Source organism: Serratia sp. MMO-28, from assembly GCF_037199905.1.
GTDB classification, from domain to species: Bacteria; Pseudomonadota; Gammaproteobacteria; order Enterobacterales; family Enterobacteriaceae; genus Chania; species Chania oryzae.
In genome coordinates, this window is sequence record NZ_JBBCVB010000022.1 from 17,237 (window position 1) to 29,403 (window position 12,167).

The following is a 12,167-nucleotide window of genomic DNA, read 5'->3' on the forward strand; positions in this document are numbered from 1 at the left end:
AGAACCTTCTCTCCTGCTCAGTGAACAGGAGAGAACGTCGGTGGCTTAACGGTTCTGGTACTTAATCACCAGAATCGGCAGGGCAAACAGCAACGTCAGCAGGTTAGCCAGGCTGACGGCGATATTGCCGATCAGCACGCCATAAATCAGCCAGAGCAGTAAACCCACAATAAACATTGCGTACATCAACAGCGAGATGCCTTGCGTGTTGCGCGTGGCGATCACCTTGATGGCCTGCGGCAGAAAAGAGAGCGTTGTCAGGCAGGCTGCCAGGTAGCCGATAAGCGAAATCCACTCCATAGTTATCCTTTTGCCTCCGCCTCGGGCAACAGGATGTGGCCTGTTTCGCGCGTAGGCCCATCCGGTGCTTGGCGATATTTATCCTGCAGGTGCGTCTGGATCTGGTGCTGGAAATCGCCGTTCAGCTTATAAAGCCTGAAATAAATGAACAGCGTGACGCAGAAGAACAGGGCAGGCAGTGCGATCATGATGAACTGCATCCCGGCAACGGTTTCAGGGGACTGGGCGACGTTGGGCACATAGCCGACAACGCCAAGCACAATGCTGATAAAAAACGCCGACAGGGCCGAACCCGCTTTCACCACCAGCGTTTGTACCGAGTAGGCAATGCTTTCGCAGCGCACGTTAAGCTTGTACTCGCCGTAGTCGACGGTGTCGGCCACCATGATCACCTGCAACACCCAGAACAGCGCGGTACCGACGTTGAGTAACACCCCCGCCAGCGAGATCAGCAACAGGTTGTGATAGCCCGCCGTGGCAATGCCAAGTAACACACCGCCGCCAAGAATCGGCATGATTGACGCCCCGGCCCACAGCACGCGGCGTGAAAGCGACTTCACCAGGCGTGGAAACAGGATCAAGGTGATCAGGTTAGCTGCACCGGCGTAAGACATGTAATAAGGGAAGAGCGCCGCATCGCCAATCACGTAGGTGAAGTAGTAAATGGCAAAACCGGTAATGACGTTGGAGGCGATATTGTAGGCCAGCGCCATGCCGAGCAGGCAGGAAAGCTGATCGTTCTTGTAGATCAGCCCGATCATGGTTCTCAGGTTGATACGGCTGGCACCCTCCGCGGTGTTATCCGATGAATACACCTCTTTGACGTTACGCAGGGTGATAAACGTTGATACGACAAAGAACGCGATCAGCACCAGAGTGAACATCTGAAAGCCGAACCCGCGATCGCCACCGCCCACGTAGTTGACAAACGGCAGCGTCACCCCGGCGGTGACAAAGCCCGCCAGGCTGGCGAAGAAGCGTGGGTAGGGCACCAGTTCCTCGCGTTCGCGCTTGTCCAGCGTAATGGTCGGCACCAGCGACCAGAAAGGAATATCCATCAGGGTATAGGTCATGCCCCAGAGAATATAGGTGACGATGACAAAGAGCAGTTGTGACGTGCCTTCAAAGTGATGGGCGCTGAACAGCAGGAACAGCACGATGGAGTTCGTCAGGGTGCCAATCAGGATCCAGGGTTTGAATTTCCCCCAGCGGGTGCGGGTGTTGTTGACGATCCAGCCCATGATCGGATCGTTGAGCGCATCCCAGATGCGCGCCACCAGGAATAACGTCCCGACGATACCCACCGATAACCCCACAACGTCGGTGTAGTAATACATCAGGTACATGTAAACAATGCCGATGGCGAAGTCTTTACCGAAAGCGCCAAAACCGTAGCTTAACTTTGTGGTTATTGAAACACTCATAGGGTACAGGGTCACCGTTGCCAGCGCCCTCCTGCTGTTTAGGGGAAGTCAGGCGCTTGGCGCCCGACGATCGCAAGGCGGTATCAGTGCAGCCAGGCTGGCAGCCAGTCGCCGTGCGCGGCGATCAGATCGTCAACCAGCGCATAGATCTCCTCAATGCCCAGTACGGCGGCGGTATGCGGATCCATCATGGCCGCATAATAAACGTACTCTTTGTTTTCGCTCAGAATGGCTTCGGTCAGCAGCGTTTGCACGTTGATGTTGGTCTGCATCAGCGCGGCTAAATGCGCAGGCAGCTTGCCCACTTTGGTGGGGCGGATGCCGTTGGCATCGACCAGGCAGGCCACTTCCACGCAGCACCCCTGTGGCAGGTTATCGATCAGGCCATCGTTACGCACGTTGCCATAGATGACGTCGGGCTCACCGGTCCACAGTGCGTTCATGATGGCGCTGGCGTATTCGTTGGACTGCTTAATCTCGATGCGATCCGCCGTTTGGTACTCTTCAAGTTCCCGTTGCCAGTTGGCCAGTTGTTCCACGCAGCGTTTCGGATATTCATCCAGTGGTACTTTATAGCGTTCGATCAGGTCATCACGGCCCGGCTTGATAAACCATGGCGTATATTCAGCAAAATGCTCGGAGGATTCCGTCACAAAGTAGCCCAGCTTTTTGAACATCTCATAGCGCACAATGTTCTGGCAGCGCGGGTTACCATGGATGTTCGCTTTCGGGGCCTGGCCGCTGGCATAGGCCTCCAGCAGGTCTGGATAAATACTGTGGTACTGGCCATCAACCCCTTTCCTCTCCAGCTCAAGGTAGAAAGCCATATGGTTGATCCCGGCGCTGCGGTAGCGTAATTCGCTGGCGTCGATATTCAGATCGCGCGCCAGCTCTTCCGCGGTACCCTGCACGGAGTGGCAGAGCCCGACCTGCTTGATCTGCGGATAGCGGGCATACATTGCCCAGGTATTCATCGCCATCGGGTTGACGTAGTTGAGCATGGTGGCATTCGGACAGACTTCCGTCATGTCTGCGCAAATCTGCCACAGGTGCGGAATGGTGCGCAGCGCACGCATAATGCCGCCGGGGCCCAGCGTATCGGCGATGGTCTGTTCCAGGCCGTGGCGTTTACACACCTCAAAGTCAGTGACGGTGCAGGGCTCATAACCGCCAATCTGAAAGGCGACAACCACAAAATCGGCCCCGTTGAGGGCGGCTTTCTGCTGGGTATGGCAAGTAATGCGCCCGCTAGCACCGGCAGAATCCATCAGTTTGCGCACCACAATATGCGACTCTTCCAGACGGGTTTCATTAATGTCCATCAGCGCGATATGGGCTGATTTAAAGGCCTGGCGATGAAACACGTCGCCAAGGATGTTTTTAACAAAAATGGTCGAGCCAGCGCCGATAAAAGTGATTTTTGGGACTGCCATAAGTGTTCTCCAGTGGCGTGTTGGGATAACGCCATGGTGGCACGACGCGCAGTGGTAACGCTTCCATATTCCCGGGTGAGCATTCCCATAAACTCAGATTCTGCGTACCAGCCTGCCGAATCTGAGTTTATGGGATAAAAAGAGGGAGAAAGCAGAGAATATGGAGGAATTGAAGCAAGGTTTAGGGCAAGGTGTGGTCTCGATCGCACCCTGTTTTCCTCTGCTGTGTCATTATTCTGATCATTCAGGAACAGGAAGACGATCGCTATGGAAAATGCCGTGGTGCGCGCTTTAGCGCCCGATCCCGACATGTGCAGCAGTACCGACCCTGCGGCGCGCAGCCCGCTGTCGCTCTATTCCGATTATCAGCGCATGGACATTGAACTGCGCGCCCCGCTCGCGATGCCGTCCAGCCACTGGCACGGCCAGGTAGAAGTGAACGTGCCTTTTGACAGTGATGTGGAATACCTGATCAACGATGAGGTGGTGCGGATCAAACAGGGGCATATCACGCTGTTCTGGGCCTGTGTTCCGCATCAGCTGACTCGCCCTGGCGACTGCCAGAGTATGGCGATCCTGAATTTGCCGATGCATCTGTTTCTTTCATGGCCGTTGGATCGGGAACTGATCAATCACGTTACGCACGGTATGGTCGTGAAATCGCTTACAGCCCATCAAATCAGCGCGTTTGAAGTGCAGCGCTGGCAGGCAGAGCTCACCAGTGGCGATGAGCAAATCCGGCAATTGGCGATCGACGAGATCGGCCTGATGCTCAAGCGTTTTAGCCTTTCCGGTTGGCAGCCGATCCTGGTGAATAAAGCTGCGCGCACCCACAAGAACGGTGTTTCCCGGCATGCGCAGTTTTACGTCAGCCAGATGCTGGGATTTATTGCCGACAACTACGATCAGGCACTGACCATTGACAGCGTAGCCGAGCACGTCAAGCTCAACCCCAACTATGCGATGGGGATTTTCCAGCGCGTGATGCAGCTGACCATGAAGCAGTACATCACGGCGATGCGCATCAACCATGTCAGGGCGCTGCTGAGCGATACCGATAAAACCATTCTGGATATCGCTCTGACGGCGGGGTTTCGCTCAAGCAGCCGGTTTTACAGCACTTTCCACAAGTATGTGGGCATGTCACCACAGAAATACAGAAAACTCAGCCAGCTCCGCAGGCATTTAACCTAACGCCCGCTGGAAAATCCCGTCAGCCACCTGCTGCGGGGTGATCACTCCGCAGTCCAACACCCAGCCGCTGATCAGCGCCGCAGGCGTGACGTCGAACGCCGGGTTATACACCGCGGCATCCGCCGGTGCCCATTGGCAGGTGCCAAAACTGCCCGCTACGCCGGTGACTTCTGCCGCAGCACGCTGTTCAATGGGGATCGCCGCACCGTTCGGGCAATGCGGATCGTGAGTGGTGTGCGGTGCGGCCACATAAAACGGAATGCGGTGATAATGGGCCAGCACCGCCAGGCTGTAGGTGCCGATCTTATTGGCGACATCGCCGTTGGCGGCGATGCGGTCAGCCCCGACCCAGACGGCATCGACTTGGCCTGCGGCCATTAGGCTGGCGGCCATTGAGTCGCAAATCAACTGGTAAGGGACACCAAGCTCGCCTAACTCCCAGGCGGTGAGGCGGCCGCCTTGCAGCAACGGGCGGGTTTCATCCACCCAAACCTGCGCGATCTTGCCCTGCTGGTGGGCACGCAACAGCACACCAATGGCGGTGCCGATGCCAGCGGTTGCCAGCCCGCCGGTATTACAGTGGGTTAACAGGCGGCTGCCCGGTTGCACCCGTTCAGCACCGTGATCGGCAATGCGATCGCACAGCGCCCGATCTTCTTCTACCAAACGCAGCGCTTCTGCGGCCATCGCCGTGGCCCAATCGGGCTGTGCCAGCGCCTGCTTCATGCGATCCAGATTGTTCATCAGGTTAACTGCCGTGGGCCGCGAGGCGCGCAGAGTCTGTAACGCCTGTTCCAGCTCCGAGGGGGATAAACCGCGTTCGGCCAGCAGGGCTAACAGCAGGCTGGCCGACAGGCCAATCAGCGGTGCACCGCGCACCCGTAAGGAGCGGATATGTTCCACCAATTCATCCACGCTGTCGCAGGGCAACCAGCGCTTTTCCTGCGGTAATGCCTGTTGATCGAGGATCCAAAGTCGGTTTTCCTTCAGCTGTAAACTGGTGGTGTTAAGCGTTTGCATTGGCAGTTAAATCCTTGTTATGTGCTTATTGCATCTGTAACGCTATTCTGCCAACATGACTTCCAGATGTATAGATGGCTAAATGCTTTTACGGCTAAAAAATAGAAATCATCGCGAGAGGGGTTGGGGATGTCGCTTTATCGTACGTTTACTGCTGCCGATGCTGTTGCCTATGCCCGCCAATACGGGCAGGTTGCCGATCCACAGAGCCTGGTGAGCGCCGAGGAGATTGGCGACGGCAATCTGAACCTGGTGTTTAAAATCCGCGATCCGCAGGGCGTGAGCCGAGCGATCGTCAAACAGGCACTGCCCTATGTGCGCTGCGTGGGGGAATCCTGGCCGTTGACGCTGGATCGGGCGCGCATTGAAGCACAAACCTTGCTGGTTCATGGCGCTTTGTGCCCGCGCCACACGGTGCAGGTGCTGCATCACGATCCTGAATTGGCGGTGATGGTGCAGGAAGATCTTTCTGATCACCATATCTGGCGCAGCGAACTGGTGAAGGGGCGCTATTATCCGCTGGCGGCCGGGCAACTGGCGGAATACCTGGCGCAAACCCTGTTTCATACCTCTGACTTTTACCAGAATGCACAAGAGAAGAAGGCGGAAGTCAGCCGTTTTACCAACCCGGAGCTGTGCCAGATCACCGAAGATCTGTTTTTCACCGATCCCTATATCGATCACGAACGTAATCAGTTTGATGAGGCACTGCTGCCGCAGGTGCAGGAGCTGCGTAATGATGCAGCCTTGAGGCTGGCGGTAGCTGGCCTCAAGCATCGCTTTCTGAGCAAGGCAGAAGCGTTGCTGCATGGCGATATTCACAGCGGTTCGGTTTTTGTGGCGGAAGGCAGGCTCAAAGCCATCGATGCAGAATTCGGTTTCTATGGGCCGATAGGGTTTGATCTGGGGACCGCGCTGGGCAATCTGCTGCTGAATTATTGCGGTTTACCGGGGCTGCTTGGCCCACGGGATGCCGCTGCCGGGCGTGAGCAGCGCTTGCAGGACGTTCGTGAACTGTGGCTGATCTTCGCCGATCGTTTCCTGACCTTGTGCCATCAGCATACCCGTGATGCTGCCTTGGCGGTGCCGGGCTATGCCGAGCAGTTCCTGGATCAGGTGTGGCAGGATGCGGTGGGATATGCGGGTACCGAACTGATTCGTCGCACGATCGGGCTGGCGCACGTCGCCGATCTGGACAGCATCAGCGAGCCTGAAATGCGTACCGAATGCCAGCGCAATGCGCTCAGCCTGGGGCGTACTCTGATCGTCAATGCGGCGCAAATCGAACATATCGACGCATTATTGGCACGTATCCGCCAAAACGGTTAAAAAGAAAAAGGGGCGATTCGCATCGCCCCTGGTGGTTGATTATGGCTGAAGGTTATGCCACTTCAGCCTGTTGTTGGCGCTTCTCCTTCGTTACCGGCTTTCCCGCTTTCTGTGCTGCCAGCAGTTCAGGGGCAAAGTCATCAACGTTGATGGAGCGCAGGCGGCTTTCTTCGGCTTTCACCAGGATTTTCGCTTCATCCGCATTGATTTTACCTTCTTCTAACGCGCGTTGTGCCAGGCGATCCAACCGGGTGAATGGCAGGCTTTTACCCATTTGCTTGCAGAGACGTTCATGAATCGGCTCTGCGGCAATCACATCGGCCAGCGCGCTTTCCATCAAACCAACCGGGTTATGTTCACTCGGCGTCAGGTACTGCCCACGCCCCAAGCGGCTGCGGGTTGCGGAAGGTTGTTGGATGATCTTCGCCAGTTGATGATCGAGGCGATCCGCAGGCGCTGAGTGGACGCGGCCGAATGGGAAAACCACCACACGCAGGGCACCGGCGATAAAGCGGTTCGGGAAGTTACGCAGTAAATCATCCAGCGCTTGTTCCGCCTGATTCAGGCTGTCCTGCACGCCCCAATGTACCAGCGGCAGATCTTCTTTCTGACGGCCTTCATCTTCAAAACGTTTCAACGTTGCCGAGGCCAAGTACATCTGGCTGAGTACGTCCCCCAGGCGGGCAGAGATGCGCTCGCGGCGTTTCAGGCTACCGCCCAGCACGCCCATCGAAACGTCAGACAGCAGGGCCAGGTTGGCGCTCAGACGGTTCAACTGCTGATAGTAACGGCGCGTTGAGTCTTTGGTCGGGCTACTGCTGGTGCGGCCATTGGTCAACCCCAGCCACAGGCTGCGCATTTTACTGCTGCCGACGTGGCCCAGATGGCCAAACAGGGCTTTATCGAACGCCTGCAGATCGTTATCCTGCGCCGCCGCCATTTCAGTCAGCACATAAGGATGGCAGCGAATGGCCCCTTGACCGAAGATCATCATGGTACGGGTCAGAATGTTGGCCCCTTCCACGGTGATGGCGATAGGTGCTCCTTGGTAAGCGCGCGCCAGGAAGTTAGATTCCCCAAGCATGATGCCTTTACCGCCGGTGATATCCATTGCATCAATGATGGCCTGCTGACCACGGTGGGTACAATGGTATTTGACGATGGCAGACAATACCGCCGGTTTCTCGCCCTGCATCAGCGCATAGGTGATCAGTGAAGCGGCAGCATCCATCACATAGGTGTTACCCGCAATGCGTGCCAGTGGTTCTTCGATCCCTTCCATCTTGCCGATAGAGATTTTGAACTGGCGGCGGATGTGGGCATAAGCCCCGGTTGCCAGCGCAATGGATTTCAGGCTGCCAGTGGAGTTGGAAGGCAGTGTGATACCGCGCCCGACGGACAGACATTCAACCAGCATACGCCAGCCCTGACCGGCCATTTTTGGCCCGCCGATGATGTAGTCGATCGGGACGAACACGTCGTTACCGCAGGTTGGGCCATTCTGGAACGGCACGTTCAGTGGGAAATGGCGGTTGCCGATTTCTACCCCTGGGGTGTTGGTTGGGATCAACGCACAGGTAATGCCTGGAGAGGCGTTATCGCTCAGCAGGTGATCCGGGTCATGCAGTTTGAATGCCAAGCCCAGTACGGTGGCGATGGGGGCCAGGGTAATGTAGCGCTTGTTCCAGGTCAGGCGCATACCCAGTACCTGTTTGCCTTGCCATTCGCCCATACAGACGATACCGGTGTCCGGAATCGCTCCGGCGTCGGAGCCCGCTTCTGGGCTGGTCAGTGCGAAACAAGGGATTTCGTCGCCGCGCGCCAGGCCCGGCAGATAGTGATTTTTCTGCTCTTCGGTGCCGTAGTGTTGCAGCAACTCGCCTGGGCCGAGAGAGTTAGGCACGCCAACGGTGATCGCCAGAATACCGGAGACACCGGCCAGCTTCTGCAGCACCTGGGCTTGCGCATACGGAGAAAACTCCAGGCCGCCATACTCTTTCTTGATGATCATGGCGAAGAAGCGATGCTCTTTCAGATAGGCCCACAGTTCTGGCGGCAGGTCGGCCAGTTCATGGGTGATCTGGAAGTCGTTTGCCATGCGGCAGGCTTCTTCAACCGGGCCATCGAGAAACGCCTGCTCTTCTGCCGTCAACTTGGGTTGCGGATAGTTGTGCAGTTTGTTCCAGTCTGGCTGGCCACGGAACAGGTCACCTTCCCACCAGGTGGTTCCTGCCTCAATGGCTTCTTTTTCCGTGGTGGACATCGGTGGCATCACCTTACGGAAGGCGCGCAGAGCGGGAGCGGAAAGCAGCGAACGGCGCAGCGAGGTGACATTCAGCGGCAGCAGAACGAGCGCCAGCGGCAGCAACATCCCAAAGCTCCATAGGCCGATAGCGCCCATGGCCACCGTATAGGCCAGCAGCAGCAGGCTGCTGAACGCTAGATTCACTCGGTGATAAAACACCACACCAATGAGTGCGAGTAAAACAACGATGCTAAGAACCATCATAAGAAGCTCCGAAGTAGTAAGAGGTCCGACCTGTTATCTCTATTGGTTGTAGTCCATACCCAGACATTTATCAATATATTTACACTTCAATTACAACTTAAGTCACAAACTGGCGGCACCCCTGCGCCAAAAACTTCAGCTATAGCTCAACACATGCGCTGTTTCATTCACAGTACTTCTCGGTGTTTCTGCGATCCGTTACACTGCACAGCGAAAGATTGACGATGCGAAAGCAAAAAAGAGGCGACCTCCATGTACCACGATTTAATTCGTAGTGAACTGAACGAAGCGGCTGATACTTTGGCGAAATTCCTCAGCGATGATGCCAATATTGACGCTATCCAGCGTGCGGCGGTCTTACTGGCCGACGCCTTTAAAGCGGGAGGGAAAGTGATTTCCTGCGGCAACGGGGGGTCTCACTGTGACGCGATGCACTTCGCAGAAGAGCTGACAGGGCGTTATCGTGAAAACCGTCCTGGTTACCCCGCTATTGCGATTTCTGACGTCAGCCACTTGTCCTGCGTCGGCAACGATTTTGGCTACGATTATGTCTTCTCTCGTTATGTGGAAGCGGTTGGCCGTGCAGGTGATGTGCTGCTGGGGATTTCCACTTCCGGTAACTCCGGCAACGTGATCAAGGCTATCGAAGCCGCTCGCGCCAAAGGGATGAAAGTGATCACCCTGACCGGTAAAGACGGCGGTAAAATGGCCGGTTCTGCCGACGTGGAAATCCGTGTTCCGCACTTTGGCTATGCCGACCGTATTCAGGAGATCCATATCAAAGCGATCCATATCCTGATTCAACTGATTGAAAAAGAGATGGTCAAGGATTGATGACGCCAGACCGCCGGTGGTGAATGGCAGCAGGGCGCAGCAGATCGCGCCCATCACGTAATGAGTCAGTGTGGTTAAGGAGTGGCTTTCGATGTGTGAATTGCTCGGGATGAGCGCAAATGTGCCAACCGATATTTGCTTTAGCTTCAGCGGGCTGGTTCAGCGCGGTGGCCGCACCGGGCCACATAAAGATGGTTGGGGCATTACTTTCTATGAAGGTAATGGCTGCCGCACCTTTAAAGATCCACAACCGAGTTTCAATTCACCGATCGCCCGCTTGGTGCAGGAGTACCCGATCAAATCCTGCGCGGTGGTTTCCCATATTCGCCAGGCTAACCGTGGTGAAGTGGCGCTGGAAAACACGCATCCGTTCACGCGTGAACTGTGGGGCCGCAACTGGACCTACGCGCACAACGGCCAGCTTAAGGGTTATCGAAAACTGCCTACCGGCAACTTCCGCCCGGTGGGGCAGACCGACAGTGAATACGCTTTTTGCTGGTTGCTGAATCAGTTGGCGCTGAAATACCCGCGGACGCCCAGCAATTGGCCAGCGGTGTTCCGCTACATTGCCCAGCTTGCCGATCACCTGCGGCAGAAGGGGGTATTCAATATGCTGCTGTCGGATGGACGTTTTGTGATGGCCTATTGCTCAACCAATCTTTACTGGATCACCCGGCGTGCCCCCTTTGGCAAAGCCACCTTGCTCGATCAGGATGTAGAGATTGATTTTCAGCAACAGACCACGCCTGACGACGTGGTGACGGTAATTGCGACTCAGCCGCTGACGGGCAATGAAACCTGGCACAAAATTGCGCCAGGTGAGTTTGCTTTATTTTACTACGGTGAACGGCTTGTTCTGGGAGAGCGAATTAACATCCACCGTTGAGGCATACTGCGCTGGCTGACCACTGCTGTTAACCGGATGGGCCAGCACATATTGGCCATTGCTCACGTTAACCATCGGCGGCTGGCGGTTTTTCACGAAGTACTCATAGCCTGGTTTTAACTGACGCCAGAAGTTAATGTTGCTGGAGTTACGGTGGCGTTGCAGGTTCTGTTCGGTCATGCGGAACGGATAAATGCTGATATTCACCTGGGCCTGACCATAGGCAAATGCCGCCTCCACATAGCGATAAATCTCATCCATGTAAGTGTTGGTCATTGCATAGCAACCGACAGATTTGCATTCACCGTGAATCATCAGATAGGCCCCGGAATACCCCTGTGCCTTGTCATAATCATTCGGGAAGCCGATGTTGATTGCCCGATAATATTTACTGTTGGGCTTCAGATTGCGCACATCGACGCTATAAAAACCCTCTGGGCTTTTAAAGTCACCTTCACGGCGTTTGGGGCCCAAACCCCCGGAGAAATTGCAGATAGGGAAGGTATTCACCAAACGGAATTCATTGCCCATTTTGGCATAAAGTTCCAGCTTGCGTTCTTCTTTGAATATCTGGATATAGACGGGTGAACCCAATAATTGCTGTTTAACTACCGGTGCTTCGGGGGCCTGCTCGCTGGCGCTGCAGGCCGTGATCATCGGCATACAAAATAGCATCGCAAAAAACAGCGCGATTCTGCTCATTATTATTCCTGCTTATATTAACTGTTGGCTTAGTGAAAACGTTGCCAACATGCCACTGACTGATGTGATTGCATTAAATGCCACGCCAGATTACCAGTGTGGTTTTTTTGTAGCAATACACGAAGTGTATAAAAAAACTACAAACCTCGTTAAAAGTGAATTGACTGGCAGATTTTAACGATGAATGCTGAAAAATAGCCGCTATTTAATTGTGTTTGTTTGACTCAGGTCACTAGATAGCACGGAAAAATGTTACCAAAAATGTTAATATTCCCCCCTTGTTTTACTATGATCTAGTGGTGAATAGATGGGGGGATTTTGAACAAAATAGAATCGATTCCATCTTTGTGTTAATAACATTTATTTAACACGCTGCACTGCTGTCTGGGCCGGAATTTTGAGATAGAGAAAACGGTTCTGTGTGAGAGTTTCATGTTGGGTACGATCCTGTTGTGCCCATCCTGAGGTTGTTATGGCAACCTCATCATCCTGGCATCGTCCGTGCCAGCCTGCGGGCCGGTAAGACGTGTGGACAT

10 protein-coding genes are annotated in these 12,167 nt (G+C 55.0%); 4 read left to right on the plus strand and 6 right to left on the minus strand.

Going from position 1 to position 12,167, the window contains the following annotated elements:
- Positions 1 to 45: 45 nt before the first annotated feature.
- The 3 genes from WG891_RS18625 to WG891_RS18635 form a co-directional block, all read right to left on the minus strand.
- Positions 46 to 300 carry a SemiSWEET transporter gene (locus WG891_RS18625; protein WP_337264138.1) on the minus strand — a complete coding sequence of 85 codons (255 nt, stop codon included), beginning with the start codon at positions 298 to 300 and terminating at the stop codon, positions 46 to 48.
- A 2-nt stretch (positions 301 to 302) separates the two neighbouring features.
- On the minus strand, positions 303 to 1,724 hold the full coding sequence (melB, locus tag WG891_RS18630; protein WP_337264137.1) for a melibiose:sodium transporter MelB: 1,422 nt from the start codon (positions 1,722 to 1,724) through the stop codon (positions 303 to 305).
- A gap of 83 nt (positions 1,725 to 1,807) precedes the next feature.
- On the minus strand, positions 1,808 to 3,157 hold the full coding sequence (locus tag WG891_RS18635; RefSeq protein ID WP_076944172.1) for an alpha-glucosidase/alpha-galactosidase: 1,350 nt from the start codon (positions 3,155 to 3,157) through the stop codon (positions 1,808 to 1,810).
- A gap of 267 nt (positions 3,158 to 3,424) precedes the next feature.
- Here WG891_RS18635 and melR point away from each other — a divergent pair, with 267 nt between their 5' ends.
- A complete protein-coding gene (melR, locus tag WG891_RS18640; RefSeq protein ID WP_337264136.1) occupies positions 3,425 to 4,351 on the plus strand; it encodes a transcriptional regulator MelR in 927 nt (308 codons plus the stop codon).
- On the opposite strand, the gene mtnA is transcribed toward melR, so the two are convergent.
- Positions 4,343 to 5,371 carry an S-methyl-5-thioribose-1-phosphate isomerase gene (gene mtnA / locus WG891_RS18645; RefSeq protein WP_337264135.1) on the minus strand — a complete coding sequence of 343 codons (1,029 nt, stop codon included), beginning with the start codon at positions 5,369 to 5,371 and terminating at the stop codon, positions 4,343 to 4,345. The two genes, melR and mtnA, sit on opposite strands and share 9 nt — an antisense overlap.
- A gap of 129 nt (positions 5,372 to 5,500) precedes the next feature.
- On the opposite strand from mtnA, the gene mtnK reads away from it, so the two are divergent.
- Positions 5,501 to 6,700: an S-methyl-5-thioribose kinase gene (gene mtnK / locus WG891_RS18650; protein ID WP_337264134.1), complete on the plus strand. Its 1,200-nt coding sequence runs from the start codon at positions 5,501 to 5,503 to the stop codon at positions 6,698 to 6,700.
- 52 nt (positions 6,701 to 6,752) lie between these two features.
- Here the strand turns inward: mtnK and fadE are convergent, their stop codons facing one another.
- On the minus strand, positions 6,753 to 9,209 hold the full coding sequence (fadE, locus tag WG891_RS18655) for an acyl-CoA dehydrogenase FadE (RefSeq protein WP_337264133.1): 2,457 nt from the start codon (positions 9,207 to 9,209) through the stop codon (positions 6,753 to 6,755).
- A gap of 252 nt (positions 9,210 to 9,461) precedes the next feature.
- Between fadE and lpcA the strand changes: the two genes are divergently transcribed.
- Positions 9,462 to 10,043: a D-sedoheptulose 7-phosphate isomerase gene (lpcA, locus tag WG891_RS18660; RefSeq protein WP_076944177.1), complete on the plus strand. Its 582-nt coding sequence runs from the start codon at positions 9,462 to 9,464 to the stop codon at positions 10,041 to 10,043.
- 91 nt (positions 10,044 to 10,134) lie between these two features.
- Positions 10,135 to 10,929, plus strand: coding sequence for a class II glutamine amidotransferase (locus WG891_RS18665; protein ID WP_337264132.1), 795 nt, complete (start codon positions 10,135 to 10,137; stop codon positions 10,927 to 10,929).
- Here the strand turns inward: WG891_RS18665 and dpaA are convergent.
- Positions 10,873 to 11,631, minus strand: coding sequence for a peptidoglycan meso-diaminopimelic acid protein amidase (dpaA, locus tag WG891_RS18670; RefSeq protein WP_337264131.1), 759 nt, complete (start codon positions 11,629 to 11,631; stop codon positions 10,873 to 10,875). The two genes, WG891_RS18665 and dpaA, sit on opposite strands and share 57 nt — an antisense overlap.
- Positions 11,632 to 12,167: the final 536 nt, after the last annotated feature.

Coding starts and splice junctions, on each gene's coding strand:
- WG891_RS18625 (WP_337264138.1), bottom strand. CDS start 300: ATGGAGTGGATTTCGCTTATCGGCTACCTGGCAGCCTGCCTGACAACG.
- melR (WP_337264136.1), top strand. CDS start 3,425: ATGGAAAATGCCGTGGTGCGCGCTTTAGCGCCCGATCCCGACATGTGC.
- dpaA (WP_337264131.1), bottom strand. CDS start 11,631: ATGAGCAGAATCGCGCTGTTTTTTGCGATGCTATTTTGTATGCCGATG.
- lpcA (WP_076944177.1), top strand. CDS start 9,462: ATGTACCACGATTTAATTCGTAGTGAACTGAACGAAGCGGCTGATACT.
- melB (WP_337264137.1), bottom strand. CDS start 1,724: ATGAGTGTTTCAATAACCACAAAGTTAAGCTACGGTTTTGGCGCTTTC.
- WG891_RS18635 (WP_076944172.1), bottom strand. CDS start 3,157: ATGGCAGTCCCAAAAATCACTTTTATCGGCGCTGGCTCGACCATTTTT.
- fadE (WP_337264133.1), bottom strand. CDS start 9,209: ATGATGGTTCTTAGCATCGTTGTTTTACTCGCACTCATTGGTGTGGTG.
- mtnK (WP_337264134.1), top strand. CDS start 5,501: ATGTCGCTTTATCGTACGTTTACTGCTGCCGATGCTGTTGCCTATGCC.
- WG891_RS18665 (WP_337264132.1), top strand. CDS start 10,135: ATGTGTGAATTGCTCGGGATGAGCGCAAATGTGCCAACCGATATTTGC.
- mtnA (WP_337264135.1), bottom strand. CDS start 5,371: ATGCAAACGCTTAACACCACCAGTTTACAGCTGAAGGAAAACCGACTT.